At 67.2% G+C, this 26,309-nt stretch carries 24 protein-coding genes; 7 read left to right on the top strand and 17 right to left on the bottom strand.

Features of this window, described 5'->3' with window-relative positions:
• Window positions 1-20 precede the first annotated feature (20 nt).
• The 3 genes from BLR24_RS08370 to BLR24_RS08360 form a co-directional block, all read right to left on the bottom strand.
• Window positions 21-845, bottom strand: coding sequence for a class II aldolase/adducin family protein (locus BLR24_RS08370; protein ID WP_093015513.1), 825 nt, complete (start codon window positions 843-845; stop codon window positions 21-23).
• A 149-nt stretch (window positions 846-994) separates the two neighbouring features.
• Entirely contained in the window at window positions 995-2,104 is a 1,110-nt protein-coding gene (locus tag BLR24_RS08365; RefSeq protein ID WP_093015510.1) for an LLM class flavin-dependent oxidoreductase, read from the bottom strand.
• Window positions 2,105-2,142: 38 nt separating this feature from the next.
• The gene (locus BLR24_RS08360; RefSeq protein WP_093015507.1) at window positions 2,143-3,144 is read right to left on the bottom strand and encodes an ABC transporter substrate-binding protein; all 1,002 of its coding nucleotides are present in this window, start codon (window positions 3,142-3,144) and stop codon (window positions 2,143-2,145) included.
• 109 nt (window positions 3,145-3,253) lie between these two features.
• Here BLR24_RS08360 and BLR24_RS08355 point away from each other — a divergent pair, with 109 nt between their 5' ends.
• From BLR24_RS08355 to BLR24_RS08335, 5 genes are all read left to right on the top strand, one after another.
• Window positions 3,254-4,486: an acyl-CoA dehydrogenase family protein gene (locus BLR24_RS08355; protein WP_093015504.1), complete on the top strand. Its 1,233-nt coding sequence runs from the start codon at window positions 3,254-3,256 to the stop codon at window positions 4,484-4,486.
• Window positions 4,483-5,472: an ABC transporter substrate-binding protein gene (locus BLR24_RS08350; RefSeq protein WP_093015500.1), complete on the top strand. Its 990-nt coding sequence runs from the start codon at window positions 4,483-4,485 to the stop codon at window positions 5,470-5,472. Before BLR24_RS08355 ends, BLR24_RS08350 begins: the two co-directional genes overlap by 4 nt.
• Window positions 5,469-6,086: a cysteine dioxygenase family protein gene (locus BLR24_RS08345; protein WP_093015497.1), complete on the top strand. Its 618-nt coding sequence runs from the start codon at window positions 5,469-5,471 to the stop codon at window positions 6,084-6,086. Before BLR24_RS08350 ends, BLR24_RS08345 begins: the two co-directional genes overlap by 4 nt.
• Window positions 6,083-7,714 (top strand): rhodanese-related sulfurtransferase, encoded by a 1,632-nt coding sequence (locus BLR24_RS08340; RefSeq protein ID WP_093015494.1) that lies wholly within the window; start codon window positions 6,083-6,085, stop codon window positions 7,712-7,714. The genes BLR24_RS08345 and BLR24_RS08340 overlap by 4 nt, the downstream gene beginning before the upstream one ends.
• A 139-nt stretch (window positions 7,715-7,853) precedes the next feature.
• On the top strand, window positions 7,854-8,078 hold the full coding sequence (locus BLR24_RS08335) for a hypothetical protein (protein WP_093015491.1): 225 nt from the start codon (window positions 7,854-7,856) through the stop codon (window positions 8,076-8,078).
• A 10-nt stretch (window positions 8,079-8,088) separates the two neighbouring features.
• Here BLR24_RS08335 and BLR24_RS08330 read toward each other — a convergent pair whose 3' ends face one another.
• The 6 genes from BLR24_RS08330 to BLR24_RS08305 form a co-directional block, all read right to left on the bottom strand.
• Window positions 8,089-9,555 (bottom strand): DEAD/DEAH box helicase, encoded by a 1,467-nt coding sequence (locus BLR24_RS08330; RefSeq protein WP_093015488.1) that lies wholly within the window; start codon window positions 9,553-9,555, stop codon window positions 8,089-8,091.
• A 130-nt stretch (window positions 9,556-9,685) separates the two neighbouring features.
• Window positions 9,686-10,567, bottom strand: coding sequence for a KPN_02809 family neutral zinc metallopeptidase (locus BLR24_RS08325; RefSeq protein ID WP_093015485.1), 882 nt, complete (start codon window positions 10,565-10,567; stop codon window positions 9,686-9,688).
• A gap of 150 nt (window positions 10,568-10,717) precedes the next feature.
• Window positions 10,718-11,284: a dCTP deaminase gene (gene dcd, locus BLR24_RS08320; RefSeq protein ID WP_055794919.1), complete on the bottom strand. Its 567-nt coding sequence runs from the start codon at window positions 11,282-11,284 to the stop codon at window positions 10,718-10,720.
• An 86-nt stretch (window positions 11,285-11,370) separates the two neighbouring features.
• Entirely contained in the window at window positions 11,371-12,657 is a 1,287-nt protein-coding gene (gene guaD, locus BLR24_RS08315; protein ID WP_093015482.1) for a guanine deaminase, read from the bottom strand.
• A 77-nt stretch (window positions 12,658-12,734) separates the two neighbouring features.
• The gene (locus BLR24_RS08310; protein ID WP_093015479.1) at window positions 12,735-13,718 is read right to left on the bottom strand and encodes an NHL repeat-containing protein; all 984 of its coding nucleotides are present in this window, start codon (window positions 13,716-13,718) and stop codon (window positions 12,735-12,737) included.
• Window positions 13,715-14,320 carry a short chain dehydrogenase gene (locus tag BLR24_RS08305; protein ID WP_093015475.1) on the bottom strand — a complete coding sequence of 202 codons (606 nt, stop codon included), beginning with the start codon at window positions 14,318-14,320 and terminating at the stop codon, window positions 13,715-13,717. The genes BLR24_RS08310 and BLR24_RS08305 overlap by 4 nt, the downstream gene beginning before the upstream one ends.
• A 103-nt stretch (window positions 14,321-14,423) precedes the next feature.
• Between BLR24_RS08305 and BLR24_RS08300 the strand changes: the two genes are divergently transcribed.
• Window positions 14,424-15,305: a LysR family transcriptional regulator gene (locus tag BLR24_RS08300; protein WP_093015472.1), complete on the top strand. Its 882-nt coding sequence runs from the start codon at window positions 14,424-14,426 to the stop codon at window positions 15,303-15,305.
• On the opposite strand, the gene BLR24_RS08295 is transcribed toward BLR24_RS08300, so the two are convergent.
• On the bottom strand, window positions 15,306-16,406 hold the full coding sequence (locus BLR24_RS08295; RefSeq protein WP_093015469.1) for a BMP family ABC transporter substrate-binding protein: 1,101 nt from the start codon (window positions 16,404-16,406) through the stop codon (window positions 15,306-15,308). It abuts the gene before it with no gap.
• Between the two features lie 73 nt (window positions 16,407-16,479).
• Window positions 16,480-17,415, bottom strand: coding sequence for a LysR substrate-binding domain-containing protein (locus BLR24_RS08290; protein WP_093015466.1), 936 nt, complete (start codon window positions 17,413-17,415; stop codon window positions 16,480-16,482).
• A gap of 96 nt (window positions 17,416-17,511) precedes the next feature.
• Between BLR24_RS08290 and BLR24_RS08285 the strand changes: the two genes are divergently transcribed.
• The gene (locus BLR24_RS08285; RefSeq protein WP_093015463.1) at window positions 17,512-18,810 is read left to right on the top strand and encodes an MFS transporter; all 1,299 of its coding nucleotides are present in this window, start codon (window positions 17,512-17,514) and stop codon (window positions 18,808-18,810) included.
• On the opposite strand, the gene BLR24_RS08280 is transcribed toward BLR24_RS08285, so the two are convergent.
• From BLR24_RS08280 to BLR24_RS08255, 6 genes are all read right to left on the bottom strand, one after another.
• Window positions 18,771-19,835, bottom strand: a complete 1,065-nt coding sequence (locus BLR24_RS08280; RefSeq protein WP_093015461.1) for an adenosine deaminase — start codon at window positions 19,833-19,835, stop codon at window positions 18,771-18,773. The two genes, BLR24_RS08285 and BLR24_RS08280, sit on opposite strands and share 40 nt — an antisense overlap.
• Window positions 19,836-19,920: 85 nt before the next feature.
• Window positions 19,921-21,105, bottom strand: coding sequence for an amylo-alpha-1,6-glucosidase (locus tag BLR24_RS08275; protein ID WP_093015458.1), 1,185 nt, complete (start codon window positions 21,103-21,105; stop codon window positions 19,921-19,923).
• A 62-nt stretch (window positions 21,106-21,167) separates the two neighbouring features.
• Complete coding sequence (locus BLR24_RS08270) at window positions 21,168-22,337, bottom strand: BMP family ABC transporter substrate-binding protein (RefSeq protein ID WP_093015455.1); 1,170 nt, start codon at window positions 22,335-22,337, stop codon at window positions 21,168-21,170.
• 49 nt (window positions 22,338-22,386) lie between these two features.
• A complete protein-coding gene (locus tag BLR24_RS08265; RefSeq protein ID WP_093016305.1) occupies window positions 22,387-23,307 on the bottom strand; it encodes an ABC transporter permease in 921 nt (306 codons plus the stop codon).
• Window positions 23,308-23,628: 321 nt separating this feature from the next.
• Complete coding sequence (locus BLR24_RS08260) at window positions 23,629-24,780, bottom strand: ABC transporter permease (protein WP_093015452.1); 1,152 nt, start codon at window positions 24,778-24,780, stop codon at window positions 23,629-23,631.
• The gene (locus BLR24_RS08255; RefSeq protein ID WP_093015449.1) at window positions 24,773-26,302 is read right to left on the bottom strand and encodes an ABC transporter ATP-binding protein; all 1,530 of its coding nucleotides are present in this window, start codon (window positions 26,300-26,302) and stop codon (window positions 24,773-24,775) included. Before BLR24_RS08255 ends, BLR24_RS08260 begins: the two co-directional genes overlap by 8 nt.
• Between the last annotated feature and the right edge of the window lie 7 nt (window positions 26,303-26,309).

Below are 26,309 nucleotides of genomic sequence, written 5' to 3'. Positions count from 1 at the left end.
AGAACTCCGGTAGTTTTTCTTTAGAGCAGCAGTTCGGGCTCCGCTTCGACCAGGCCTTCATAAAGGCTGTCGAAGGAATGGATGGCCCCCTCCGGGCCGCCGATCTGGCTATGGGTGTGGCGCGCCGTCGCTTCGTCGATGGGTTGCGGCTTGCCGGCGGCCTCTGCCAGCAACTGCGTGTGGCAGGCGTTGTCCAGCGCGATGTACCACCAGGCGGCGGCTTCCACCGTCGGGCCCGCGGTCAGGATGCCGTGGTTCTTGAGAATGGCGCCCTTCTTGTCGCCCAGCGCGTGCGCAATGCGATCACCCTCGCTGGTGTCGACCACCATGCCGGTGAAGTCGTCGAACAGCGCCACGTCTTCATGGAACACGCAGCTGTCCTGCGTGAGGGCGTCGAGCTTGCGGCCCAGCGTGGACCAGGCCTTGCCGTAGGTCGAGTGCGTGTGCGCGGCAGCAATGATCTTCGGGTTGTGCTCGTGGATTGCCGCGTGGATGGCGAAGGCCGCCTTGTTGAGCGGCCGGTCGCCAATCACGGTCTCGCCCTTCGAATTGACCAGCAGCAGGTCGGAGACTTTGATGCGCGAGAAGTGGATGCCCAGCGGGTTGACCCAGAAGTGGTCGTGCAGCTCTGGGTCGCGCGCGGTGATGTGACCGGCCAAGCCCTGTGCAAAGCCGAAGCGCGCGAACAGGCGGAAGGCGCCCGCGAGGCGCTCTTGCCGATGGCGGCGTTCGGCCTGCACGCTGGTGCGTGGCGGGATCGGGTCGAACCAGTATTTCTGCTGCGGGTTCGGATTGAGCTTGAGCGGCTGGATCGCGTGGCGGTCGATGGAAAGAACGGCACTCATGAAGGGTTTCCTGGGTATTGGTTATTGCCCCTTCCCCCTCCGGGGGAAGGTTGGGATGGGGGCAAGCGGCGCTCGAACGGCCGCGGCGTCGTGAAGGCCGTCAGCCCCCACCCCTGCCCTCCCCCAGAGGGGGAGGGAGAAAGACGGACTCAGGCGGCCTTGCGGATGGAGGCCGCGCGCTGCGCCACCAGCTCGCGCGTACGCGGAATCAGCTCTCGGCCATAGTCGGTCGCGTCCTCCAGCGGGTCGAAGCCGCGGATCAGGAAGGTAGTGACGCCCAGGTCGTAGTAGTCGAGCAGCGCATCGGCCACCTGCTCGGGCGTGCCGACCAGCGCGGTGCTGTTGGACCGCCCGCCGATTTCCTGAGCAATGGCCGTCCACAGCCGCTTGTCGAGCCGTGAGCCCTTCTCCGCCGCGGCCAGCAGGCGCTTCGCGCCTTCGCTCTGCTGCGGGCCACCGCGGTTGTAGCCCTGCACCACGCGTAGGCGCTTGGTCTCGGCCAGGATGCGGTCGGCGCGCGCCCATGCGGCCTCTTCGGTCTCCGCGAGGATCGGACGAAACGACACCGAGAAGCGCACGCTGCGCCCGTGCTTTGCGGCTTCGGCGCGCACGCGGGTCGTGAGCTCGCGCGCCTGGTCGAGCGATTCGCCCCACAGCGCATACACATCGGCGTACTTGCCGGCCACGGGAATCGCAGCCTCCGACGCACCGCCAAAATACACCGGCACATGCGGCTTTCCGTTGCGCGTCTGCACCGGCTTCACTTCCGAGAACGCATTCTGGAAGCGGTAATACGCGCCTTCGTGGTCGAAGGGCTTCTCGCCGGTCCACACCTTGTGCAGCACCTCCAGGTATTCGTCGGTGCGGGCATAGCGCTGGTCATGATCGAGCCAATCACCGTCGCGACGCTGTTCCTCGTCGGAGCCGCCCGAGATGTAGTGCACACCGAGCCGGCCGCCAGTAAATTGGTCGAGCGACGCGAACTGCCGCGCCGCCAGCGTCGGCGCCACGAAGCCGGGGCGGTGCGCAAGCATGTAGTGGATGCGCTCGGTGACCGAGGCGGCATAGGCCACCGTCAGCGTGGCGTCGGGACCGGTGGAATGGTGCGGCACCAGCACACGATCGAAGCCCGCGTTCTCGTGCGCCTGGGCAAAGGCACGCACATAGTCGCGGTCGATGGCCGGGCCCCTGGGGGCATGGATTTCCGAGACCTTCTGGCCCTGGATCATGCCGATGAATTCAACGTCGTTCTGGCTCATGGTGTCCTCGTGTTCTTCAGGATTGAAAGCAGGGTTGTTCAGGCGGCGGGCAGGCGCAGCACGCTTTCGAAGCTGCGGTCCCACAAGGGCTTCACGTCGGCCGGGCCGTCGAGCACGCCGATCTTCAGGAAGGTGTCGGCCACCTCCTGGTGGCTGTGCACCACGGCGTCGGTGACCGGGCCCAGGCTGTAGTCGCCGCTGCGGCCGTTGAAGAGCTCGACCAGGTCGCCGACCGGCACGCGCGTCTCGGCCGACTGCGCGCGCGCATAGGCCAGGAAGTTGCCGTTGATCCATGCGAACGAGCGCTGCAGGCGCTGCAGCAGGTCGTTCAGTGCCGCGCGTCGCAGCGCATCGTCGAGTGCGCGCGGGTTGACGTAGATGGGGAAGTTGCCCGAGAGATAACCCACGCCTGTCTTGATGGTGCGCGCGCCGTACTGCGTGCGCGCAAGCTGGCCGTTGTAGCCGTAGATGGCCCAGGCATCGAGATCGCCGCGCGCAAAGGCCGAAAGCCCGTCTGCGGGCGTGAGGCTCACGGCCTGGATGTCGCTGAACGAGAGCCCTGCTTCTGCTAGCTGCTTGGCCAAGTAGTAGTGAGAAGTGGTTGCGCGCACATAGCCCACGCGCTTGCCCTTGAAGTCGGCAATGCTGCGGATCGGCGAATCCTTGCGCGCCAGCGTGGCCTGGTTGTTGAGGTCTTCATGCGTCACTGCCACCAGCTTCACGCTGGATTTCTGGCGCGCCGCGAACACCGGCGGTATCTCGCTGCCAGAGCCCAGGTCGAGCGCGTCGCCGTTGATGGCCTCGATGTGCAGCACGCCGTTGTTGAGCTCGCGCCAGTCGATCTTGTAGGGCGTATTGGCCTGGCCGGAAGCCTGCAGCAGCGGCCGCCAGAGGCCCTTGTAGGTGCCCACGCGCAGGGTCACGCCGGAAAGGTCGCGTGCCGGTGCCGCGGCCCGCGCTGCGCCAGTTGCAGCCATGGCGCTCCAGGCGGCAGCGGTCTGGAGAAGGCGGCGCCGATCGAGCGGGAATTCAGGTTTCATGCACCGGACCGTACCGGCGCACACGGCAAATGCGAACGCAGAAAAACGAGTTTGCATATGCGGGATGCGTCGTTTTCGGCGCGGCGAGGCCCCGCTAACGTGCCGGACCATGAGTGCACTCCCCTTGCGCCGCCCGCCGGCCACGAACGAAGATCCCGCCCCTGCCACCGTCGATACCGCCGTGCTGGCGCGACTGTCGGCGCAGTTCGCCGCCACGGCGGCCGACCACGACCGCAGCGGCGCCTTTCCGCGCCCGAACTTCGAGGCGCTGCAGTCGCACGGCCTCATCGGCCTGGTGGCGCCCGCGGCGTACGGCGGCGGGGGCGCCTCGCTGGCGACGGCGCGGCGCGTGATTGCGGCCGTGGCGCGCGGCGAACCGGCCACCGCGCTGATCCTGACGATGACTTACCTGCAGCACCACGCGCTCGCACGCAGCGACAGCCGCTGGCCGCTGCATCTGCGCGAACGCGTGTTGCGAGACGCAGTGGATCGCGGCGCGCTCATCAATGCGCTGCGCGTGGAGCCCGCGCTCGGTTCGCCCGCACGCGGCGGGCTGCCCGCGACGGTCGCCCGCCGCGAAGGCAGTGGCTGGAAGATCGACGGCCACAAGCTCTACACGACCGGCATCGAGGGCCTCTCGTGGCTCGCCGTGTGGGGCCGCACGGACGAACCCGCGCCGCGCACCGGCGTGTTCCTGGTGCCGCGCAATGCACCCGGCGTACGCGTGATCGCAAGCTGGGACCACCTGGGCCTGCGCGCCTCGGGCAGCCACGAGGTGGTGTTCGAGAATGTGGCGATCGACCTCGACCATGCCGTCGACCTGCGTGCCCCTGGCGACTGGGCGCCCGATGCCGGCAGCCAGACCGACATCGACGCCCATGCGACACAGCAGGCCTGGATGACGGTGCTGCTCGCAAGCCTCTACGACGCGGTGGCGCAAGCAGCGCGCGACTGGCTCGTAAGCTTCTTGAACCAGCGTGCACCCGGTAGCCTGGGTGCACCGCTCGCGAGCTTGCCGCGCGTGCAGGAACATGTCGGAGAAATCGCCGCACTGCTGCGCACCAACCGCGTGCTGCTCGACGATGCCACCCGCGCTGTGGACGAAGGCCGCGCGCAGCCGGCCACTGAAAGCGGCTTGCTCAAGTACACCGTGACGAGCAACGCGATCCGCGCGGTGGAACTTGCACTGCAGCTGAGCGGCAACCACGGCCTTACGCGGCAGAACCCGCTGGAGCGGCACTACCGCGACGTGCTGTGCAGCCGCATCCACACACCGCAGAACGACGCGATCCTGATCGCAGCGGGCGCGCGTGCATTGCTGCCCTCGGGAGCCGCCGCATGACCGTCCTGCTCATCCCCAAGGCCTCCAAGGTCTCACGCCGCAGCTGGCTCAAGCAGGGTGCTGCCCTCTCGCTGACGGCCGCCGGCGCGCTGCGCGCATGGGCGCAGCCGCAGACCACGCTGGTGCTCGGAGACCAGGCCGGCGGCCTGCGCGCGCTGTTCGAAGCCTCGAAGGCGCTGGAGGGCGTGCCCTTTGCCTACCGCTGGGCCAACTTCCAGGGTGCGGCACCTTTGTTCGAAGCGCAGCGCAGCGCGGCGGTCGACACGGCGGTGGCCGGCGACCTGCCGGTGCTGGCTGCGGCCGTGGGCCGCACACCGCTGAAGATCGTCGCCACGCGGGTGGGCAAGGCCGATGCGCTCGGCCTCGTGGTGCAGCCCGATTCGCCATTGCAGAAGGTGGCCGACCTGCGCGGCAAGACGGTGATCGTTTCGTCCGCGCGCGGCAGCATCTCGCAGTACCAGCTGTATGGCGCGCTGGAAGAAGCCGGCGTGCGGCGCGACGAGGTCACGGTGAAGTTCGTGCTGCCGACCGATGCGGCCGCGGCCTTCGCATCGAAGCAGATCGATGCCTGGGCCGTCTTCGACCCCTACTACACCATCGCGCTGCAGCAGGGCGGGCGCATCTTGCGCGACGGTCGCGGCATCAACACGGCGCTGGGCTTCATCACCGCGAGCGAGCCTTCGCTGGCCGACCCGGCCAGGCGCGCGGCCATCGTGCAGTTTCTCGACCGGCTGGCGCGCGCCGGCGAATGGGCGTTGGCCAATCCCGAGGCCTATGCGCAGGCCTACAGCCAGCTCACGCGCCTGCCGATCGAATCGGCCCGGATCATCACCGCGCGGGCCTCGGTCACCGGCCGTCCGGTGTCCGAAGCCGACATCGTCGCCTTGCAGGTGGTGGCCGACCGCTCGGCGCGCGACGGCATCCTGCCGGTGCGCGTGGACGTGCGCGCCATCACCGACGCGCAGGTCTGGAAACGTCCGGCGTGAGCGCAGTTCCTGGCATCGCGCCGCTGCGCGAGTTCGTCGGCGCGTTCGGCCGACTGCTCGATGGCGGTCCGGACGAGCCGCGCATTCTTTCCGAAGGCGGCGCATTCCTTCGCACGCTGGTGGCGCGGGACGACTGGCTGCCTGACGCCTATGCCCAACCCGACCCGACGCGCTATCAGCAGTTCCTGCTGCACGCCGACAGCACCGAGCGCTTCTCGGTCGTGAGCTTTGTCTGGGGACCGGGGCAAGCAACGCCGGTGCACGACCATACAGTGTGGGGGCTGATCGGCATGCTGCGCGGCGCCGAATACAGCCAAGGCTACGCCCTCGGGCCCGATGGCCGGGCACGGCCGCAAGGTGCCGCGGTGCGGCTCGACGCCGGCGACGTGGAGGCGGTGTCGCCGACCCTGGGCGACCTGCACCGCGTGCACAACGCGCATGCCGACCGCGTGTCGATCAGCATCCACGTGTACGGTGCCAATATCGGCGCCGTGCGGCGGCATACTTACCCGGCCGAGGGCGGACGCAAGCCCTTTGTCTCGGGCTACTCCAACACGCTTCTTCCCAACCTGTGGGACCGCTCCGCCGAACTCAGATCGACGACCTCCGCATGACGACCTCTGCCTCCGCCTTTCCCCCTGTGCCCTTTGCCGCCGTGCGCGCGCGCCTGCTCGCGCGCGGAGAAACTGCGCTGCTCGACGTGCGCGAGGAAGACCCCTTCGCGCAGGAACATCCGCTGTGGGCCGCGAACCTGCCGCTCTCGCGCATCGAGATCGAAGCTTGGCGCCGCATACCGCGGCTGGACACCTTCATCGTGCTGTACGGCGCGCATGGCGACACCGACCTGGCGCCACTGGCCGCGCGCACGCTGGCCTTGCTGGGCTACACGAACCTGCACCTGCTCGAAGGCGGTCTCGAAGGCTGGCGCGCGGCCGGCGGCGAACTGTTCCGCGACGTCAACGTGCCGAGCAAGTCCTTCGGCGAACTGGTCGAGCACGAGCGGCACACGCCTTCGCTCTCGGCAACCGAGGTGAAGGCGCTGATCGATGGCAAGGCCAACGTGGTGGTGCTGGACGCACGGCGCTTCGACGAATACCGCACGATGAGCATTCCATCGGCCACCAGCGTGCCCGGCGCGGAACTGGTGCTGCGCGTGCGAGAGCTGGCACCCGACCCCGCCACGCGGGTGATCGTCAATTGCGCGGGCCGCACGCGCAGCATCATCGGCACGCAATCGCTGGTGAATGCGGGCATTCCGAATCCCGTGGCGGCGCTGCGCAACGGCACCATCGGCTGGAAGCTCGCGGGACAGGCGCTCGACCATGGGGCGGACCGGAAGGCACCGGCCACGGTGTCCGATGCGCACCGCGCAGACGCGCAGGCCGACGCGCGGCGCGTGGCGGACAAGGCAGGCGTGCGCCGCATCGCGCTCGACGCGCTGCATACGCTGGAAGCACCGGGGCGCACGGTGTACCGCTTCGATGTGCGAACGCCGGAGGAATACGATGCAGGCCATCTGCCCGGCTTCGCAAGCGCTCCGGGCGGGCAGCTGGTGCAGGAAACCGACCATCAGGTGCCGGTGCGCGGCGCGCGCATCGTGCTGGCCGACGACGACGGCGTGCGGGCATCGATGAGCGCGTCGTGGCTTGCGCAGATGGGGTGGGAGGTCTATGTGCCGGACGCAGTGCCAGCCGCTTCGGCCTTCGCGGAGAAGGCGGCGCCGCCGCCCGCCTATCCACTGGCCGCGGTGGCCATTCGCGAGATCTCGCCCAATGACCTGGCGGCCTTGCTGAAGCAGCCGCCAGCAACGGCCGTGATCGACGTGACCACCAGCGCCAACTATGTGAAGCGGCACATTCCCGGCGCCTCGTACGCCATTCGCGCGCAGTTGGCAGAGGCCATCGGCACGGCCATTCCCCCGGCGCGGCGCTATGTGCTGACCTGCGGCAGCAGCTTGCTCGCACGCTACGCCGCGGCCGACCTGCGCCAATACCTCGACGCAAAGGGCCAACGCGATGTGGAAGTGCTGGTGCTCGCGGGCGGAAACGCGGCCTGGTTCGCGGCGGGCTTCGAAGGCGAGTCCGGTGAGACACGGCTCGCGACGCAGCGCACCGACCGCTACCGCCGGCCCTACGAAGGCACCGATGCGCCGCCGGAAGCCATGCAGGCCTACCTCGACTGGGAATACGGCCTTGTCGCGCAACTGGGGCGCGACGGGACGCACCATTTCAACGTGATCTGAGAACGCCGCAGAGCTGCGCTGCCGTCGGACGCGGCCTGCAACGGCCAGTCACATTATTTCGCGCGGGTAAAGGAGGTCATCCGACGATGCGGCAAGGCGTTTCTTGGGAATATCGATCAACTCGTCCCAGGAGCACCCCATGAGACTGCCCGTTCTCGCCCTCTCGGCCGCCGCGCTGGCCGCCGTCGTTCTCACCGGTTGCGTGGTCGCACCGGCGCAACCAGTCTATGCCGCGCCCCCGGGAGTGGCCTATGTGGCACCGACCTATGTATCGCCGGGCGTGGGCTTCGTGTGGAACTACCACCCGCGCTACGGATATGGCTGGCACCACCCGCGCTACGGGTGGCACCGCGGATGGCGTTAGCCCCCGAGTGTCAGTTGGTCTCGGCGCTCTTGAAGAGGGCCGCGACCTTGCGCTTGGTCTTGATGTTGCTCGAGATACCGCGCGCGGGCGCTGCCTTGGCGGCGGCTTCCCAGGCGGGGGTGGCGTCAGCCTGGCCCGGTTCGTAGGGCTTGTCGAAGAACGGATCGCGCGGTGCTGACGGCGCGCGGTGCGGGCGCCCGCCGCCGCGGCGCGCTTCGGCGCCCATGCTGCTGCGCTCGCGCGGCTGGTCGAGCACGTCGCGTGCGTCGCCGGCTTCGCCTTCTTCGCGCCAATGGCGACGGCCGTCGTTGATGCGGCCGCGCGGATTGTCTTCTTCGAACTCGACGGGTTCGAGCTCGATCTTCTTCTTGATCAGCTTCTCGATGTCGGCCACCAGGCGCGCATCGTTGCCGCCGCTGGCAAAGCTCACGGCCAGGCCCGACGCGCCGGCACGGCCAGTGCGGCCGATGCGGTGCACGTAGTCTTCGGCGTTGAACGGAATGTCGAAGTTGAACACCGCCGGCACGTCCTTGATGTCGAGGCCGCGGGCCGCGACGTCGGTGCACACCAGAAGGTCGACTTCGCCTGCCTTGAATGAGGCGAGCGCCTTCAGGCGTTCATCCTGGCTCTTGTCGCCATGCAGCGCGGTGGTGCGCAGGCCATCGCGCTCCAGCGAGCGTGCGAGGCGCGCGCAACCGAGCTTGCTGTTGACGAACACGAAGGCTTGCGTGATGCCGCGCTGCTTGACGATCTGCTTGAGCGCACGGCGCTTGTCGTCGTCGCTGACGCTGTAGAAGTGCTGCTCGACGGTGGACGCCGTTTCGTTCGGCCGCGCCACCTCGATGGTGACAGGGTTCTGCAGGTAGCTGCCGGCCAGCCGCTTGATCTCGGGCGAGAAAGTGGCCGAGAACAACAGCGTGGTGCGCTGCTTGGGCAAGTAGCTCAAGATGCGCTGCAGGTCGGGGAGGAAGCCGATGTCCAGCATGCGGTCGGCCTCGTCGAGCACCACGTACTCCACCTGGTTGAGCACGGCGTTCTTGGCTTCGATGTGATCGAGCAGCCGACCCGGCGTGGCCACCAGCACTTCGACGCCCTTCTTGAGCTCGAGCGTCTGAGGCTTCATGTCGATGCCGCCGAACACCACGGTGCTGCGCAGGTTGGTGTACTTGGCGTACAGCTTGACCTGCTGGGCGACCTGGTCGGCCAGTTCGCGCGTGGGCAGCAACACCAGTGCACGCACCGGGTGCCGCGCGGGTGACGTGGACGAGTTCTCGTGCTTGAGCATGCGCTGCAGCAAGGGCAGCGAAAAAGCCGCGGTCTTGCCGGTGCCGGTCTGCGCGGCCCCCATCACGTCCTGGCCCGAAAGCACGACCGGAATGGCCTGCTCCTGGATGGGAGTCATGGTCTCGTAGCCCATTTCGGCCACGGCGCGCGCCAGCGGTTCCGCCAGCGATAGATTGGAGAAGGAGCTTGTCATTAAGCCTTCTATTGTCGCACTGCCGCAAAAAATGGCAGTGACGGCGGTGTGACAACGTCCGCGATAGCGGCATTGCTACTTATTTCATAGCATTACCGCAAGCAACCACGGGCGCTTCACGCCCAGGGCGTCAAAGATTGCGTGCGTTGAAGGTATCGCAGGACTTCACGTCGCCGCTTTGGTACCCCGCGCCAAACCACCGTTGGCGCTGCGCGCTGGACCCGTGGGTGAAGCTGTCCGGCACCACGGCGCGGCCCGCGGAACGCTGCAAAGCGTCGTCACCGATCTTCTGCGCGGCATTCATTGCGGCCTCGATGTCGCCCGGGTCGAGCCACTTCTTCGACTCTTGCGAATGGTGCGCCCAGATGCCGGCAAAGCAGTCGGCCTGCAGCTCGACGCGAACGCTCAGCGCATTGTTCTGCGCCTGGCTCAGGCGGCCTCGCATGCCGTCCACCTTGGCGGTCACGCCGAGCTCGTCCTGCACGTGGTGGCCGACCTCGTGCGCAATGACATACGCCTGCGCAAATTCGCCGGGCGCGCCGAGCTGGTTCTTCAGCGTGTCGTAGAAGCCCAGGTCGATGTAGACCTTCTTGTCGCCGGGGCAGTAGAACGGCCCCATGGCCGCCTGGCCGGTGCCGCACGCCGTGGGCGTGGCGCCTCGGAACAGCACCAGCCGGGGCGCCTGGTAGGCGCCGCCGTTCTGCCGGAAGATGCCGGTCCAGACCACTTCGGTGTTCTTGAGCACGGTCGAGACGAAGGCCGCCTCGCGGTCGCTCGACGGAGGCTTGGGTGCGGGCCCCTGTTGCTGCTGCACCTGGGCCTGCTCGCCACCGCCGCCGCTCAGCATGCTGAGCACGGTCAGCGGATTGATGCCGAAGATCCAGCCCGCGACCAGCGCGACCGCGATGGTGCCGATGCCGATGCTGCGTCCGCCGATGAAACCGCCGCCACCGCCACCCTCACTGCGGCGGTCCTCGACGTTGTCGGATTGTTCGTTGCCTTCCCATCTCATCGCGGTCTCCTTGCCGGCCTTGCAGAAGTGTGCCGGAGCGTCGCTGGATGGTACTTTGTCCGTGCCGGTGCCTTGTAAGCAAAACAGGCATTTGCATGCCTGCGGGGACGCCGTCGGAAATGAGGTACGAGAAGGGTACCCCGAGGCCTGTCAAGCCTTGGGGAGCGTCACGCCGCGCTGGCCCTGGTACTTGCCGCCGCGGTCCTTGTAGCTGGTCTCGCAGACCTCGTCGCTCTCGAAGAACAGCACCTGCGCGCAGCCTTCGCCCGCATAGATCTTGGCGGGCAGCGGCGTGGTGTTGCTGAATTCGAGCGTCACGTAGCCTTCCCATTCGGGCTCGAACGGGGTCACGTTGACGATGATGCCGCAGCGCGCATAGGTGCTCTTGCCAAGGCAGATGGTGAGCACGTTGCGCGGGATGCGAAAGTACTCGACCGTGCGGGCCAGCGCAAAGCTGTTGGGCGGAATGATGCAGTAGTCGCCGTGCATGTCGACGAAGCTCTTCTCGTCGAAGTTCTTCGGGTCGACCACGGTGCTGTGGATGTTGGTGAAGACCTTGAATTCGGGCGCGCAACGGATGTCGTAGCCATAGCTCGAGGTGCCGTAACTGATGATCTTGTGGCCGGCGGCCTCGCGCACCTGGCCGGGCTCGAAGGGCTCGATCATGCCGTTCTGCTCGGCCATGCGCCGGATCCATTTGTCGCTCTTGATGCTCATATGCGGTCGCTGATTGCTGCTGCGGGGGGAATGGCGCGAATTGTGGCATGCGCCATGGCCCTGCCATCACTGCGATGAACCAATGGCTACCCCGCCTGCGAAATCACCGTGCGTTCGACCAGCCGGTCGTCGCCGAGCACGATCATCGCGAACAGCAACTCCTCGAGGCTCTCGGCGCGGATGGCCTTGCGCGCCAGCAGCGGCGTGGCCGCCGGATTGAGCACCAGAAAGTCGGCCTCGCAGCCGGGCTGCAGATTGCCGACGACGCCATCGAGCCCCAGCGCGCGCGCCGCGCCACCGGTGTGGCGCCACCAGAGCTGCGAAGGGGCGATGCTCAGCCCGGTCTTGGTTTGCCCCTCACGCCCCACGTAGTAGGCCGCCATCATCGTGTGGAAGGGGCTGAAGCTGGTGCCGCCGCCCACGTCGCTGGCCAGGCCGTAGAGATAGCCGACGCGGTCGGCCGCGTCGAAGTCGAAGAAGCCGCTCCCCAGGAACAGGTTGCTGGTCGGGCTCACGGCGGCGGCCGTCTTCGTGTCGCGCAGCAGCGCGCGGTCGGTGTCGTCCAGGTAGATGCAATGCGCGTACACGGCGCGTTCACGCATCAGCCCAAAGCCGGCATACACGTCGAGATATGAGCGCGCATCCGGATAGAGCTGGCGCACCCAAGCCACCTCGTCGCGGTTCTCGGCCACGTGCGACTGGATCCACGTGTCGGCGTATTTCGCGGCCAGCTCGCCCGCGCCGCGCATCTGGGCATCAGTGCTCGCGGGCGCGAAGCGCGGTGTGATGGCGTAGCCCAGGCGATCGACGTTGTGCCACTTGCGGATCAGCGACTCGGAGTCGATGAGGCTCTGCTCGGTCTGGTCGCGCACGCCATCGGGCGAATGCCGGTCCTGCAGCACCTTGCCGCTGATCATGCGCAGGCCGCGGCGCTGCGCGCCTTCGAAAAAGGCATCGACCGAAGCGACGTGCGAAGTCGCGAAGGTGAGTGACGTGGTCACGCCGTTGCGCAGGAGCTCGTCGAAGAACACGCCGGCCACTTCGTTCGAATACGCCGGGTCGGCAAATTTTGCTTCCGCGGGAAAGGTGTAGTTCTCGAGCCAGGGCAGGAGCCCGGGCGACGGCGCGCCGATGATGTCGGTCTGCGGAAAGTGGATGTGCATGTCCACGAAGCCCGGCGCGAGGATGCGCCCCGGCAGATGCGTCACAGCGGCATCGGGATGGCGCGGCGACACGGCGGCATGGCTGCCGGCATCGAGCACGCGCTGACGGCCGGCATTGTCGGGGCCGACGACCAGGAGGCCGTCTTCATCGAAAACCGGCAGGCCGGCGTCGTCGAATCGCAGGAGGGAGGCGCGGTAGGCTTTTTTCATCGTTGCTGCGGAGGGTAAACCAGCCCCGCAGCGCCGCAATTTCCATGCGCATATGAGTGCTATACGCCGTCCCCACTTCAATCCGGCGGCAATGCACGCGACTGGATGTCGAAGGGCACGCCGAGCGGAACCGCCGCATCGCTGTCCTTGCGCTGGGTCAGCAGCGGGTACTTCGATTCGATGAAGTAGACCCGGTCGCCCAGCACCGCGCCCGACGACGGGTCGTTGAGCCCCGCCACCACCGTCTGCAGCGCCAGCTTCGCGCCGTCGACGCGCGCCACGGTGACCTGTCCACCGTAGGGGCCGTCGCCGAAGGCATTGCTCTCGAACAGCACCAGCCGCCCGGGCTTCCAGGCTCGGATCGCGTCGACGTTCTTCATCACTCGCGGGGCCTCGATGCGGCTGACACCGCCGGCGCGGCCGTCGGTGCCGAGGTCGATGCGCAGCAGGTAGGAGGCGGCCGCCACGAGGCTCACGTACACATTTCGCCCGCTGTCGATGGCAATGCCGTTCAGGCCCCTGTAGGGGCCGGGGCCGGCCAGCGCCGGATCTTCCTTCCAGACCGTGAGCGCGGCAGCGCCCGGCGTGAACCGCAGCACGCGCGGGTGCAAGGAGTCGGTCACGTAGATGTTGCCGCGCGCGTCCTGCGCAAGGTCGTTGCAGTAGCCCGCATCGGGCATGGCATAGCTCGCGCGCGGCGCGCCCGTGGCCAGGTCGTAGCGCTTGAGTGCGCTCGGCGTCTGCGGCACCGTGGTGAAGCCAATGTTGCCCGAGCAAACCCAGAGGGCCTGATGCCTGGCATCCACCAGCACGCCCTGCCCGTTCGCCAATCCATTGGCGCCGGGCTTCACGAGCACCTCGGCCTTCGGCGCGAGACCCGGCTTCAATCTGGCCACCGCGCCTTGGCGCCAGCTGCCGACGTAGAACGAACCATCCGGCCCGATGGCGACGCTTTCCGGATACCAGTCCTCGGGCAGCGCCTGTACGGCGGGAGGTGCGGCGCTTGCCGCCATCGCGGCGAGCGCGAGCAGCGCGCCCGCCAGTCGCGTGCGCCTGCTCATTGCCACACGCGAAACACGCGCCCCGTCAATGGGCCTTCGACGCTGCGCACATAGGCCAGCGCCACGCGCGCGGCCGGTACGGTTTCGACGCCCGGAAAGAGCGCGCCATACGCGGCCGACGATTCGGTCAGCAGCGTCGGACTCACCGCATTGATGCGCAGGCCGCGCGTCAGCTCGATGGCTGCGCCTTTCACGAAACCCTCGACCGCCGCATTCACGGCAGCCGCGTTGGCTCCCCCGCGAACCGGATCGTCTGCCGCTACGCCTGTGGTCAGCGTGATCGAGCCGCCATCTGCCAGAAGGTGCTGGCCCAGCAGTGCGAGGCGCATCTGGCCGAGCAGCTTGTCCTGCAGGCCGATGTTGAAATCGGCCGGCCTCATTTCAGCGAGCGGTCCGAAAAACAGGCCACCGGCCGCCGACACGATCGCATCGACTCGCCCTACCGCCGCGTACAGCGCCTCGACACTCGCATCGCTCGTGATGTCGACCTGCCGATCGCCACGCGTGCGGCCCGCGCGCACCACCTCATGCCCGCGCTCGGCCAGCGCCTGCGCCACCGCGCTGCCCACAGCGCCGGTCGCGCCCACAACAAGAACCTTCATGCAAACCTCGCTAAAAATGAATCGTGAAGGCTTATTGTTTTGCGAATCGATAGTTTGATAAATTGCCATACGGTTCGGCAATTCGAAACTACGGGTTCTCAATATGGACAAGCTGCGCGCCATGGAGGTGTTCGTCGCAACGGTGGACGCGGGGAGCTTTGCCGCCGCTGCCGAGGCGCTCGATCTCTCGGCCGTGATGGTGGGCAAGCACATCCGCGCGCTCGAAGAGCAGCTTGGCGCCCGCCTGCTCGAACGCACCACGCGGCGCCACGCCCTGACCGAGATCGGCGCCGCCTACCTGGAGCGCTGCCGGGACGTGCTCGCGAGCGTGCACACGGCCGACGGCGTGGCGGAATCGCTGCGGGCCATGCCGCAGGGCGTGCTGCGCGTGACGGCGCCCGTTGCCTATGGCGCGCACCGCCTCACACCCGTCATTGCCGAGTACATCGCAGCCTATCCGCAGGTGAAGGTGGATCTGAGCCTGAACGACCGCGTGGTCGATCTTGCCGAAGAGGGCTTCGACTGTGGCGTGCGATCGGGCGCGGCCGTCGACGAACGGCTCATTGCGCGGCCGCTCGCATTGGCGCGCATGTTCGCGGTTGCAAGCCCGGCCTGGGTCGCGCGCCACGGCCAGCCCCGACATCCATCGGAGCTCGAAGCTTTTCCGCTCTTGGGCTTTGCGGCCTGGGGGACGAACCACTCATGGCGCTTCACGCAGGGCAGCAAGACAGTGCATGTCCCCGTGCGCGGCCCGTTTTCCACCAACAACGGGCAGGCGTTGCTGGCAGCCGCGATGGCGGGCGTGGGTGTGATCGTGCAGGCCGATGCATTGCTCGGCCCCGCGCTGGCTTCGGGCCAGGTGGTTCAGCTGCTGCCCAAGTGGGAGCTTCCGACGCGCCAAGTGCACATCATGCGACTGCCCGAAGCCCGCCCCAGCGCCAAGCTGCGCACCTTTGTCGACTTCGTCGTCGAAAGGCTGGGCTAGCTATCGCCCAACGCGCCCCTGCACGCCCTCGGCGAGCCAGTTCATCTTCAGGATCTGCTCGTCGTTCAGCTGGACGCCCTTGGCGATGACGACACGGCCCTCGTTGTCGCGCACGTCACCCGCCGCCGCGCGGAACGGCTGCAGCTTGCCCGCGGCAATGTCCTTTTGCCGCGCCAGCACCTCCTGCTGCACAGCGGAGGGCACCTTGCTGCCGAAGTCGCCGACGCGGATCATTCCGTCCTTCACGCCGCCCCAGACATTGCCGCTCTTCCAGCTGCCGTCAAGCACGGCACGGGCGCGCTGCGTGTAGTAGCCGCCCCACTCGTGCGTGACCGCGACGATCTGCGCATCGGGCGCGATCCTGCGCATGTCGGAGTGGTAGGCCACGGCCATCTTGCCGCGCTCCTGTGCCGCGGCCATGACGGCGGTGGAACCGGTGTGAAAGGCGAGCACGTCGGCGTTCTGGTTGAACAGCGCCATGGCGGCATCGCGCTCCTTCGGCGGATCGAACCACTCGTTGAGCCACACCACGACGACCTTGGCGTTCGGATTCACCGAACGCATGCCGAGCGTGAACGCGTTGATGCCCTGCAGCACCTCGGGAATCGGAAAGCCCGCCACGTAGCCCGCGATGTTCGTCTTGGTCATGCGGCCTGCCGCAATGCCCGCGAGATAGCGTCCCTCGTAGTAGCGCGCATTCGCGGTCGCCACATTGGCCGCGGCCTTGTAGCCGCTGATGGACTCGAACTTCACCTCGGGAAAGTCGCGCGCCACCTTGAGCGTCGGCTCCATGTAGCCGAAGCTGGGCGTGAAGATCAGTTGGTTGCCCTGCTGCACCAGATCGCGGATGACGCGCTCGGCGTCCGCGCCTTCGGGCACGTTCTCGACGAAGGTGGTCTTCACCTTGCCGGCCAGCGCCGCTTCCACGGCCTTGCGGCCCTCTTCATGCTGGCGCACCCAGCCGGCGTCGGTCACCGGCGTGACGTAGACGAAGCCGATCTTCAGCGGCTCTTTCGGAGCCTGCGTTTGAGAAAAGGCGGGAGATAAAAAGCAAGCGGCCATCCACGCCAGAACGGCGCGGCCCGCGAGGTTTTTGTACATGGTGGTCCTCTACATGGCCCCGGAAAAGCAAAACCCGCAGCCGGCCGGGACGCCCGGCTGCGGGGTGCGGATTTTAGTGCGCCACTGGCTGCACATGCTGGCGCACGGCTTCGAGCAGCAGCGTGGCCAGCCGGCCCACCGGCGCCTCGGCCGCGGCCTGCGCGCGATAGAGCGTGAGCGACATCTGCGGCAGCGCCGGAAGGCCCACGGCCGTGCGGTCGATGGCGCGCACGTGCGCGGGCAGCCCGAAGGGCGTGCGCACCGAGAGCCCGAGCCCCGCCGAGGTGGCGGCCCACAGCGCCGCAAGGCTGGCGCTGGTGAATGCATGGCGCCACGGCGTGCCCGCGCGATCGAGCGCGGCGGTGACGATGTCGCGCAGCGGGCATGGCGCATCGAGCAGCACCAGCGGCAGCGGCTCCTTGCTCTTGCGCGCGCCGGGGCGGCGCTCGCGCTCCTTCCACCAGGCTGCGTCGAGCGCATCGGGCGCCCGGGGGCCGATCCATTGCAAAGGCAGGCGCGCCACGCGCTCGCCGTGCGGCGTCATCTGCTCGCCGGTGTCCCACACCAGTGCAAGGTCGAGCTGCCGGAGTTCGAGCCGCTCGCGCAGTTCCGCGCTGCGCGCCACGCAGGCTTCGATGCGCACCTTGGGGTGTGCCCTTGAAAAACGGCCGAGCACGGCAGGCAGCAGCGTCTCGCCGAAGTCTTCCTGTAGGCCGAGCCGCACCCACCCCTGCAGGTCTGCACCTCGCATCGCGGCGCCGGCTTCCTCGTTGAGTTCGAGCATGCGGTGCGCATAGGCGAGCAGCGTCTCGCCCGCGTCGGTGAGCTCCAGCCCACGGCCGGCCTTGCGGAACAGCACGGTGCCGGCCTGCGCCTCGAGTTTCTTGAGCTGCGCACTCACGGCCGACGTCGAACGGCCCAGCTTGTCGGCCGCCCGCGCATAGCTGCCAAGCGCCATGCCGGTGGAAAAACTGCGCAGCACGTCGAGATCGAACATCACCTGGGACATGGATTTCTTCCTTGTTCAATCGTCCTGTTTTATTGAACGATTGACTCATTATTTTCTGATTTTCAGAACCTTTGCAACGGCGGACACTGCGCCTCGATGACGCATTCGATCTCCTCCCCGTCGTACCCACGTCGCCACCGCTGGAAAGTTCTGGCCGCGGGCGTCGCCGCCAATGCGGCGTTCTCCGTGGCCTTCAGTGGCATACCCATGACCGCTGTGCTCATGCGCACCGGCTACCAGCTCGACAACGCGACGCTCGGCCTGGTGCTCGGCCTCATGGGCCTGGGGATCGCGGTGAGCGAACTGCCATGGGGGCTCTTGACCGACCGCTGGGGAGACAGGCCCGTGCTCCTCACGGGCCTGGGCACCACCGCGGCCGCGCTGGTGGTGATGGCGCTCTGGGCCGCGCCGACCGCGCAGCACATTCCAGGTCTGGGCTGGCTCTGTGGTGGGCTGCTGCTCGTCGGGTTGCTCGGCGGCAGCGTCAACGGCGCCAGCGGCCGTGCGGTCATGACGTGGTTCGAAGCGGGCGAACGCGGGCTTGCGATGAGCATCCGCCAGACGGCCGTGCCACTGGGCGGTGGCATCGGCGCGCTGGTGCTGCCCTTCGTGGCGCTGCACTTCGGTTTTGCGGCACTCTACGGCCTGCTGGCGGTACTGTGCGCGCTGAGCGCGGCGATGAGCTGGGCCTGGGTGCACGAACCCCCGGTTGCGCCGCACGCCAAGGCCGCCGAAACATCAGGCGCACCGAAGGGCAGTGGCCCGCTGCGCGATGCGCGTGTCTGGCGGATCGTGGCCGGCATCGGCATTCTTTGTGCGCCGCAGTTCGCGGTGCTGTCTTTCGGCACGGTGTTTTTGCATGACTTCGGCCATGCGGGCCTCGCAACCATCACGGCCACGATGGTGTTCGTGCAGATCGGCGCCATGGTGATGCGCGTGTGGAGCGGCCGCTGGACCGACCGCCGGCGCAACCGCCCGGCCTACCTGCGCGCCTGCAGCGCACTCAGCGTGCTGCTGTTCGCGGGGCTCTCACTGCTGGTGCTGTGCGCGGGCGCGTACGCCGTCGATTCGTCGGCACTGCGCATTTCGCTGGTGGTGCTGCTGGCGGCGAGCGGCGTCTGCGTGTCGGCATGGCACGGCGTGGCCTACACCGAACTTGCCACGCTGGCCGGCGCGGCCCGTGCGGGCACCGCACTCGGCATGGCGAACACCAGCGTGTTCCTGGTGTGCTTTGTCACGCCCTTCTCCATCCCGCACCTGCTCGCGCTGCAAGGCTGGCCGCTGGTGTGGCTCGCGGCCAGCGCATGCGCGCTGGTGGCGATGCCGTTGCTGGTGCCGAGGCCCGGCGCTGCCGATCAGAAGCTCGCGAAAACGGCGTTGAGCCGGTCGACGTAGGCACGCTTGGCGGCCGCGTCGATGAAGCTGCCTTCGAAACTGTTGGCTGCAAGCTGCCACGCGTGCTGCACGCCGAGCCCGGTGGCCGCGAAGGTCTGCGTGAAGTTCTGGTTCATGTAACCGCCGAAATAAGCCGGATCATCCGAATTGACGGTAGCCACCAGCCCCGCGTCCAGCAGCGCGCCGAGGTTGTGCTGTGCCAGGTCGGGAAACACGCAGAGCTTGAGGTTCGACAGCGGGCACACGGTGAGCGGAATGCGGTCTTGCGCGAGCCGCTTCATCAGCGCCGGATCTTTCGCACTCTGCACGCCGTGGTCGACGCGCTCGACCTTGAGCACATCGAGCGCGCTCCACACGTAGGCCGGCGGGCCTTCTTCGCCCGCATGTGCGACAAGGTGAAAGCCAAGCTCGCGGCAGCGCGCGAACACGCGCGCAAACTTTTCGGGCGGATGGCCGACCTCGCTCGAGTCGAGCCCTACGCCAATGAACTTGTCGCGAAAGGGCAGCGCCTGCTCCAGTGTCTCGAAGGCTTCTTCTTCGCTCAGGTGGCGCAGGAAGCACAGGATGAGCGCCGCGCTCACGCCGAGCTTGGGCCCTGCATCGGCGCACGCGCGGTGCAGGCCGTTAATTACGACCTCCATCGGCACGCCACGCGCCGTGTGCGTCTGCGGGTCGAAGAACATCTCGGTGTGCACCACGTTGTCGGCCGCGGCGCGCTCAAGGTAGGCCCAGGCCATGTCGTAGAAGTCCTGCTCCTTCAGCAGCACGCTGGCGCCGGCGTAGTAAATGTCCAGGAAGCTCTGCAGGTTGGTGAAGGCATAGGCCTTGCGCAGGTCCTCGACGCTGGCGTAGGGAATGGCTACGCCGTTGCGCTGCGCGAGCGCGAAGATCAGCTCGGGTTCGAGCGAGCCTTCGATGTGCATGTGCAGCTCGGCCTTGGGCATGGCGCGCAGCAGCTCGGGCAGACGGTCGGCGGAGATCTTCTCGCCGAAGCTCTTGTCGAAGAGGGGTTGGTAATCGGTCATGGTGGGAAAATCGGCGTTGTGATTTCGCACAGCATAAGCGCAGCCGCACCCTTGGAGATGCGCCAGAACGTATACGGCCCATGCCTCACCACGCTGCTGCGTCCTCCTGCAGCGCACGCCGTGCCAGCAGGAAAGTGGCGGCATTCCAGCTCTGGCCCGCCATGCCCATTGGCGCCAGCGTGCGGCCGTGGAACCATTCGGTGAAGCGCCAGCCGCCGAGATGGTTCACATGCGCAAGGCGCGCGAGCTCGGGCCAGGCCATGTCATGCAGACCCAGGCGCGCCAGTGCCATGACCCAGAAGCCGCCGACGAAGGGCCAGATTCCGCCGTTGTGGTACTGGTGCACGACGTTCTGCTGGTGGCGTGCCATGTAGGGGCGCCACAGTTCGTGCTCGCGCGTCAGCGGATGCAGCACCACGCGCACCGGGTACGGATCGCACGCGCGTGCCGCGGCGATGGTTTTGACGATGCGGTTGGCCATCGCGGAATCGGCCAACCCGCTCTGTATGGCCAGCACGTTGCCAAACACGTCTCCCTCGTTGCCGACGAAGGAAAGATTGACGAAGCTGAGATACAGGCCCGGATCCGTTCGCCCGCGGCGCGCATAGTGCCGCAGCAGCCGGGCGCGGTGGTACTCGGGCAGGTCCTGTTGGTACGGATGGAACAGGTGGTTGAAGTGGTGCTCGGTGGCTTCGGCGTGGTCGAGCGCGAAGCGGCGCTTCACCTCGTACCAGAGCGCATTGGTGTACAGCACGTAGCCCGAGCGCGGCATGATGTCGGCCCAATCGCTGGCCTCGTTCTGCTGCAGGAGGCGGAAGTGCTGGTGCTCCTGCGCCAGCAGCCAGCCGATGGCGCGCTCCACCTCGTCGCTCCAATGCGATGCGCCGACCTTGCCATGACGCCGCACGTGGTCCACCGCAATCAGCCACCACAGCGTGGCATCGATGCAACCCAGGTACCAGAAATCGGCATCCTGCCCTTCGGGGTCGACGTATTTGGGAATCTGCCCGTTGGCCGCCTGCTGGGCCGCGAGCGCATCGAGGCTGGCCACTGCGCCCTCTTCGAGCGCGGCCACGCCGCTGCCACACATCGCCATCACGCAGATGGCGGCGTCGCGCCCGAAGATGCGCGTGTAGCGCCGCGCCACGGCCGCCTCGGTGCGGCTGGCGGCCAGGATACCGTGCGGCGTGAGGTTGCGTTCCAGGAGTTGGATCGAGGCTCGGGTGCAGTCGTCGATCAGCGCGAGATGGGATGCGTCGAGATGGGTCATTCAAAAAAAAGGGTCGCCCGCGGGCGACCCATTATTTACGCGTGCCGCAGTACGCGCTGCGATTACTTCTTGTCGCCCGGCACCTTGCCTTCGACGCCCTTGACGTAGAAGTTCACGCCCGACAGGAACTTGTCGTCGGCCACGGCGTCCTTGGCGACCACTTCCTTGCCATCCTGGCCGAGGATCGGACCCTTCCAGATCACGAAGCTGCCGTCCTTCAGGCCCTTTTTCACTTCCTCGACCTTGGCCTTGGTTTCGGCCGGCACGTCTTCGGCGATCGAGACGATGTCGATGGCGCCTTCCTTCACGCCCCACCAGCTTTGGCCGGTCGCCCACTTGCCTTCGAGCGCGTCCTTGGTGGCCTTGATGTAGTACGGGGCCCAGTTGATGGTGGCCGAGGCCAGGTGGGCCTTGGGGCCGTAGGCGGTCATGTCGGAATCCCAACCGAAGGCGCGCTTGCCTTTTTCCTGTGCGGTCTTGAGCACGGCGGGCGAGTCGGTGTTCTGGAACAGCACGTCGGCGCCGCCGTTGATGAGCGCGGTGGCGGCTTCGGTTTCCTTCGGCGGGCTGAACCATTCGTTGACCCACACCACCTTGGTGGTGATCTTGGGGTTGACCGATTGGGCGCCGAGCGTGAAGCTGTTGATGTTGCGCAGCACCTCGGGGATGGGCACCGAGCCCACCACGCCAAGCGTGTTGGTCTTGGTCATGGCACCGGCGATCACGCCGGCCATGTAGGCGCCTTCATAGGTGCGGCTGTCGTAGGTGCGCATGTTCTCGGCCGTTTTGTAGCCGGTGGCATGTTCGAACTTCACGTCCTTGCTGTCGGTGGCCACCTTGAGCATCGGCTCCATGTAGCCGAAGGTGGTACCGAAGATCAGCTTGTTGCCCTGCCCGACCATGTCGCGGAACACGCGCTCGGCGTCGGCGCCCTCGGGCACGCTTTCGACGAAGGTGGTCTTGATCTTGTCGCCGAATTCCTTCTCGAGCGCCTTGCGGCCGTTGTCGTGCGCGAAGGTCCAGCCGCCGTCTCCCACCGGGCCGATGTAGGCGAATGCGATGTTGAGCGGCGCAGCCGGTGCCGGTGCGGCGGCAGTGGGTGCCGGCGCCGGTGCGGGCGTCGCGGCCGGTGCAGCGGCTTCCTCTTTCTTGCCGCAGCCGATCAGGGCCGCCGAAGCGACCGCCGTGAGGGCGGCCAGCTTGAGCAGGGAGCGCTTGTTCAGATCATTCATTGTCGGAAATCCTCAAAAAGGACAGGTTGGCGGAAATCGAGAAGCGAGATTATGAGCCGGGGTAGAACGGCTTCCCAATCGAGGCCGGCATGTTGATGCGAATGAAGGCAGGATTGCGCGAAATCAGCGCCAGCACCACGATGGGCGCGATGTACTGCAGCATGCTGAGGAACTGCGGCGGCACGTCGACGCCGCTGCTCTGCAGATGAAAGCCGAGCATCGAGACGCCGCCGAACAGGTAGGCGCCCAGCAGCACGCGGATCGGTCGCCAGGTGGCAAAGGTGGTGAGCGCCAGCGCGATCCAGCCGCGGCCCGCCACCATGCCCTCGACCCACAGCGGCGTATAGACAGTCGACAGGTACGCGCCCGCCAGCCCGCACAGCGCGCCGCCGACGATGACCGCAAGGAAGCGGATGCGCCGCACCGGGTAGCCGAGCGCATGCGCCGATTCGGGCGACTCGCCGACGGAGCGCAGCACCAGCCCGGCGCGTGTGCGGTAGAGAAACCAGATGAGGCCAAAGGTCAGCACCACCGCAAAATAGACCATCGGGTGATGGCGGAAAAGCGCCGGCCCAATGAGCGGAATATCGCTGAGCACCGGCACCGCGTAAGACACGCTCTCCGGCAGCTTGGCCTGCACGAAGTTGATGCCCAGGAACGCAGAGAAGCCGACGCCGAAGAGGCTGAGCGCCAGGCCGGTGGCGTACTGATTGGTGTTGAGCCAGATCACCAACACGCCGAAGAACGCCGCAAGCAGCGCGCCCGCCGCCATGCCGGCCAGGAAGCCGAGCCAGGGGTTGTGCGTGATGACGACCGTCGCAAAACCTGCGATGGCGGCGCAGAGCATCATGCCCTCGGCCCCGAGGTTGACTATGCCGGCCTTTTCGTTGATCAGAAGGCCCAATGCCGCAATCGCGAGCACGGTGCCGGCGCTCAGGGTGGAGCCTAGCAAGAGTGCGTAGCTGTCCATGTCAGTGGCCTCTCGGTGCGTTGTGTTGTTCAGGGCGTGTGCACAGGCCACCGGGTACTCCCCTCCGCGAATGTCCCCCGCCTTCGGCTCCTCCTTTATTTCGCTGCGCGGAGCACCCGATGCCCTGTGCACTGGGGCACGCTGCTGGTGTACCGCCGATCAACGACCGCTCTGAATCACGCTCCCGCTGGCGGGGTGCCTTGCGCAGCGAAATAAAGGAGGAGGCCGCAGGCCGGGGGACATTCGCGGAGAAAGGTACCCCGTCGGCGGGAGCGCGCCCTGAACAAGCATGCACAGCGCTTTGATCAGAAAAACAGGTGTTCATAGCGCTCCTTCAGTAGAACGCGCAGCAGGCGCAGTGATCGGCGTGCTGGCCTGCAGCGAGGACGTCGCCCCTCCGGCCGTTGGTGCCTTGAGGGCCGCCTTGCCCCGGATGCGATAGGCGATGAGCGTGTCGCAGGCCAGCAGCGTGAAGAGCAGCAGCCCCTGGAACACCCCCGTGAGCGACTTCGGCAGGCCAAGGCGCGACTGCGCAAGCTCGCCGCCGATGTAGAACATGCTCATGAGGATGGCCGAGAACACCATCCCAACCGGATGCAGCCGGCCCACGAAGGCCACGATGATGGCCGCGAAACCGTAGCCCGCCGGCACGTACGGCGTGAGCTGGCCCAGCGGGCCCGCCACTTCGAGCGCGCCGGCCAGGCCCGCCGCGCCACCCGAAGTGAGCAGCGCGATCCATATGGCGCGCCGCGCCGAGAAGCCCGCATAGCGCGCGGCCGCGGGTGCGAGCCCGCCGACCTGCTGCGCAAAACCTGCCCGCGTGCGGAACAAAAACACCCAGAGCGCGCCGACGCCCAGCAGCGCGATGATCAGCCCGATGCTCACGCGCGAACCCTTGAAGAGCCGCGGAATCTGCGTCACCGCCTCGAAGGTCTTGGACTGCGGAAAGTTGTAGCCGTGCGGATCCTTCCAGGGGCCGAAGACCATGTAGCCGAGCAGCAGCGTGGCCACGTACACCAGCATCAGGCTCACCAGAATTTCGTTGGCATTGAACCTGTCGCGCAGGAACGCCACGATGCCGGCCCACACCATGCCGCCGACCGTGCCCGCGACCAGGATGGCCACCACGATCCACGAGCCGGTGGTCTTGTCGGCCAGCAACGCGACGCCGCCCGCGGCGATGGCGCCGAACACGAACTGGCCCTCGGCGCCGATGTTCCAGACGTTGGAGCGGAAGCACACCGCCAGCCCGAGCGCGATGATGAGCAGCGGCGTCGCCTTGATCGTCAGCTCGCCGATCGCGTAGCCGCTCTTGATGGGTTCGTAGAAGAACACCAGCAGGCCCTTGATCGGGTCCTTGCCGAGCGCGGCGAACAGCGCCACACCGATCAGCACCGTGATGAGCAGCGCAAGAATCGGCGAGGCAAAAGTCCAGAAGCGCGAAAGCTCCGGACGGGGTTCGAGCTTAAACATGGGCCGCCTCCTTCTTGTTCTTCTGTCCTTCCCAAAGACCGCTCATCCATTCGCCGATCTGCGGCAGCGTGGCGGCCGCGCGGTCGATCGACGGCGACATCCGGCCCTTGGCAATCACGTGCAGGCGGTCGCTGATGTCGAACAGCTCATCGAGCTCCTCGCTGACCACCAGCACCGCGCAGCCGGCATCGCGCAGAGCAAGGATCTCGCCGCGGATCAGCGCGGCCGCGCCCACGTCGACGCCCCAGGTCGGCTGCGAGACGATGAAGAGCTTGGGGTTGGCGTCGATCTCGCGGCCGACGATGTACTTTTGCAGGTTGCCGCCCGAGAGCGAGCGCGCCGCGGCACCGGGCCCGCCGGCCTTGACGTTGAAGCGCGTGATGATCGCCTTGGCATGCTTTTCAAGCGTGGCCGTGCGAATCCACCCGCCCTTGCCCACGGCGTTGCTGCGCGTGAGCAGCAGGTTGTGCGCGAGCCCCAGCGTGGGCACCGCGCCGCGGCCCAGCCGCTCCTCGGGCACGAAGTGCAGGCCCATGGCGCGCCGGGCGCGCGGCCGGAGCCGGCCGGCCGGCTTGTCGAACACCTGCACCATGGCCGCTTCGGCCCGTACGTCCTCGCCCGAGAGCGTGTAGAGCAGCTCCTTCTGGCCATTGCCCGACACGCCCGCAATGCCGACCACCTCGCCGGCGCGCACCTCGAACGAGATGCCGTCGAGGTCGACGCCGAACTGGTCTTCGCGCGCCAGCGTGAGCGCGTTGACCCGCAGCGCCACCGCGCCCGCATGCACCGGACGGTGCTGCAAGGGCGGCGGCTCGCTGCCGATCATCAGGCGCGAGAGCGACTCGTTGCTTTCGTTTTGCGGGTTGCACACCCCCGTGACCTTGCCGCCGCGCAGCACCGTGCAGGCCGTGCACAGCTCGCGGATCTCGTGCAGCTTGTGACTGATGTAGAGGATGCTGCAGCCTTCCGAAGCCAGCTTGTTGAGCACGCTGAAAAGCTTGACCACCGCCTGCGGCGTGAGCACCGAGGTCGGCTCGTCGAGGATCAGCAGCTTGGGGTTGGTGAGCAGCGCGCGGATGATCTCAACCCGCTGCATCTCGCCCACCGACAGCGTGTGCACCGGCCGCGAGGGGTCGATGTCCAGGCCGTATTCGCTCGCCTTGGCCGTGATGCTGCGCGCCACTTCGGCCAGCTGCAGCGACTTGTCCAGGCCTAGCCACACGTTCTCGGCCACGGTGAGCGTATCGAACAGGCTGAAGTGCTGGAACACCATGCTGATGCCCAGCGCCCTCGCCTGCTGCGGGTTGCGCAGCGCCACCGCCTGGCCGTCGAAGGTGACCGTGCCTTCGTCGGGCTTGACCGAGCCGTAGATGATCTTCATCAGCGTCGATTTGCCGGCGCCGTTCTCGCCGAGCACGGCGTGAATCTCGCCGGGTGCAACGAACAGCGAGATGTCGCTGTTTGCCACCACCGCCGGATAGCGCTTGGTGATGTTCGCGAGCTGGAGTCTGGGGGTTGTCATGCCGGGT

This window comes from Variovorax sp. OV700 (genome assembly GCF_900099805.1).
Classification (GTDB): domain Bacteria; phylum Pseudomonadota; class Gammaproteobacteria; order Burkholderiales; family Burkholderiaceae_C; genus Variovorax.
The sequence above is the reverse complement of the archived record's forward strand: the minus strand, read 5'-3'. Positions and strand labels throughout refer to the sequence as shown.

Coding starts and splice junctions, on each gene's coding strand:
- BLR24_RS08260 (WP_093015452.1), bottom strand. CDS start 24,780: ATGTTTAAGCTCGAACCCCGTCCGGAGCTTTCGCGCTTCTGGACTTTT.
- BLR24_RS08360 (WP_093015507.1), bottom strand. CDS start 3,144: ATGAAACCTGAATTCCCGCTCGATCGGCGCCGCCTTCTCCAGACCGCT.
- BLR24_RS08330 (WP_093015488.1), bottom strand. CDS start 9,555: ATGACAAGCTCCTTCTCCAATCTATCGCTGGCGGAACCGCTGGCGCGC.
- BLR24_RS08285 (WP_093015463.1), top strand. CDS start 17,512: ATGACGCATTCGATCTCCTCCCCGTCGTACCCACGTCGCCACCGCTGG.
- dcd (WP_055794919.1), bottom strand. CDS start 11,284: ATGAGCATCAAGAGCGACAAATGGATCCGGCGCATGGCCGAGCAGAAC.
- BLR24_RS08270 (WP_093015455.1), bottom strand. CDS start 22,337: ATGAATGATCTGAACAAGCGCTCCCTGCTCAAGCTGGCCGCCCTCACG.
- BLR24_RS08365 (WP_093015510.1), bottom strand. CDS start 2,104: ATGAGCCAGAACGACGTTGAATTCATCGGCATGATCCAGGGCCAGAAG.
- BLR24_RS08295 (WP_093015469.1), bottom strand. CDS start 16,406: ATGTACAAAAACCTCGCGGGCCGCGCCGTTCTGGCGTGGATGGCCGCT.
- BLR24_RS08340 (WP_093015494.1), top strand. CDS start 6,083: ATGACGACCTCTGCCTCCGCCTTTCCCCCTGTGCCCTTTGCCGCCGTG.
- BLR24_RS08335 (WP_093015491.1), top strand. CDS start 7,854: ATGAGACTGCCCGTTCTCGCCCTCTCGGCCGCCGCGCTGGCCGCCGTC.
- BLR24_RS08275 (WP_093015458.1), bottom strand. CDS start 21,105: ATGACCCATCTCGACGCATCCCATCTCGCGCTGATCGACGACTGCACC.
- BLR24_RS08255 (WP_093015449.1), bottom strand. CDS start 26,302: ATGACAACCCCCAGACTCCAGCTCGCGAACATCACCAAGCGCTATCCG.
- BLR24_RS08310 (WP_093015479.1), bottom strand. CDS start 13,718: ATGAGCAGGCGCACGCGACTGGCGGGCGCGCTGCTCGCGCTCGCCGCG.
- BLR24_RS08300 (WP_093015472.1), top strand. CDS start 14,424: ATGGACAAGCTGCGCGCCATGGAGGTGTTCGTCGCAACGGTGGACGCG.
- BLR24_RS08305 (WP_093015475.1), bottom strand. CDS start 14,320: ATGAAGGTTCTTGTTGTGGGCGCGACCGGCGCTGTGGGCAGCGCGGTG.
- BLR24_RS08350 (WP_093015500.1), top strand. CDS start 4,483: ATGACCGTCCTGCTCATCCCCAAGGCCTCCAAGGTCTCACGCCGCAGC.
- BLR24_RS08290 (WP_093015466.1), bottom strand. CDS start 17,415: ATGTCCCAGGTGATGTTCGATCTCGACGTGCTGCGCAGTTTTTCCACC.
- BLR24_RS08265 (WP_093016305.1), bottom strand. CDS start 23,307: ATGGACAGCTACGCACTCTTGCTAGGCTCCACCCTGAGCGCCGGCACC.
- guaD (WP_093015482.1), bottom strand. CDS start 12,657: ATGAAAAAAGCCTACCGCGCCTCCCTCCTGCGATTCGACGACGCCGGC.
- BLR24_RS08355 (WP_093015504.1), top strand. CDS start 3,254: ATGAGTGCACTCCCCTTGCGCCGCCCGCCGGCCACGAACGAAGATCCC.
- BLR24_RS08325 (WP_093015485.1), bottom strand. CDS start 10,567: ATGAGATGGGAAGGCAACGAACAATCCGACAACGTCGAGGACCGCCGC.
- BLR24_RS08370 (WP_093015513.1), bottom strand. CDS start 845: ATGAGTGCCGTTCTTTCCATCGACCGCCACGCGATCCAGCCGCTCAAG.
- BLR24_RS08280 (WP_093015461.1), bottom strand. CDS start 19,835: ATGACCGATTACCAACCCCTCTTCGACAAGAGCTTCGGCGAGAAGATC.